The organism is Methylobacterium sp. E-016 (assembly GCF_022829745.1).
Taxonomy (GTDB): domain Bacteria; phylum Pseudomonadota; class Alphaproteobacteria; order Rhizobiales; family Beijerinckiaceae; genus Methylobacterium.
In genome coordinates, this window is sequence record NZ_JAKSYF010000160.1 from 1 (window position 1) to 808 (window position 808).

An 808-nucleotide genomic window follows, 5' to 3' on the forward strand; every position below is an offset into this window, starting at 1 on the left:
GGGTGTGGTTCACGATCAACGGCCAGCGGCGCGAGCTCGAGCTCGACACCCGCACCAGCCTGCTCGATGCGGCGCGCGAGCATCTGCACCTGACCGGCTCGAAGAAGGGCTGCGACCACGGCCAGTGCGGCGCCTGCACGATGATCGTCGACGGGCGGCGCATCAACGCCTGCCTGACGCTCACCGTGATGCACCAGGGCGCCGAGATCACCACCATCGAGGGGCTGGGCCGGCCCGACGACCTGCACCCGATGCAGGCCGCCTTCGTCCGCCACGACGGCTACCAGTGCGGCTACTGCACGCCCGGCCAGATCTGCTCGGGCGTGGCCGTGCTCGACGAGATCCGGGCCGGCATCCCCAGCCACGTCACCGCCGACCTCACCGCGCCGACCCGGGTCACCGAGGCCGAGATCCGCGAGCGCATGAGCGGCAACCTGTGCCGCTGCGGCGCCTATTCCAACATCGTCGAGGCGATGAGCGAGGTCGCCGGCCTCGAGACCGGCCGGAGGCCCGCATGAAGTCGTTCACCTACGAGCGCCCGAGCACGCCGGCCGAGGCCGCCGCCGCCGTGGCGCGCACGCCCAACGCCAAGTTCATCGCCGGGGGCACCAACCTGCTCGACCTGATGAAGCTGCAGATCGAGACCCCGACCCACCTCGTCGACGTCAACGGGCTCGGGCTCGACCGGATCGAGCCGACCCCGGAGGGCGGCCTGCGCCTCGGCGCGCTGGTGCGCAACACCGACCTCGCCGCCGACGCCCGTGTCCGGAAGGATTACGGCGTGCTGTCGCGCGCGCTGCTGGCCGGC

Annotated in this window: 2 protein-coding genes; both read left to right on the forward strand. The window is 72.0% G+C overall.

Annotated elements, in window-relative coordinates:
- The first annotated feature begins 2 nt into the window (after window positions 1-2).
- Complete coding sequence (paoA, locus tag MKK68_RS24405) at window positions 3-518, forward strand: aldehyde dehydrogenase iron-sulfur subunit PaoA (protein ID WP_244033171.1); 516 nt, start codon at window positions 3-5, stop codon at window positions 516-518.
- The coding region (locus MKK68_RS24410) for an FAD binding domain-containing protein (RefSeq protein WP_244033172.1) at window positions 437-808 on the forward strand (372 nt) is incomplete at its 3' end. The genes paoA and MKK68_RS24410, both read left to right, overlap by 82 nt.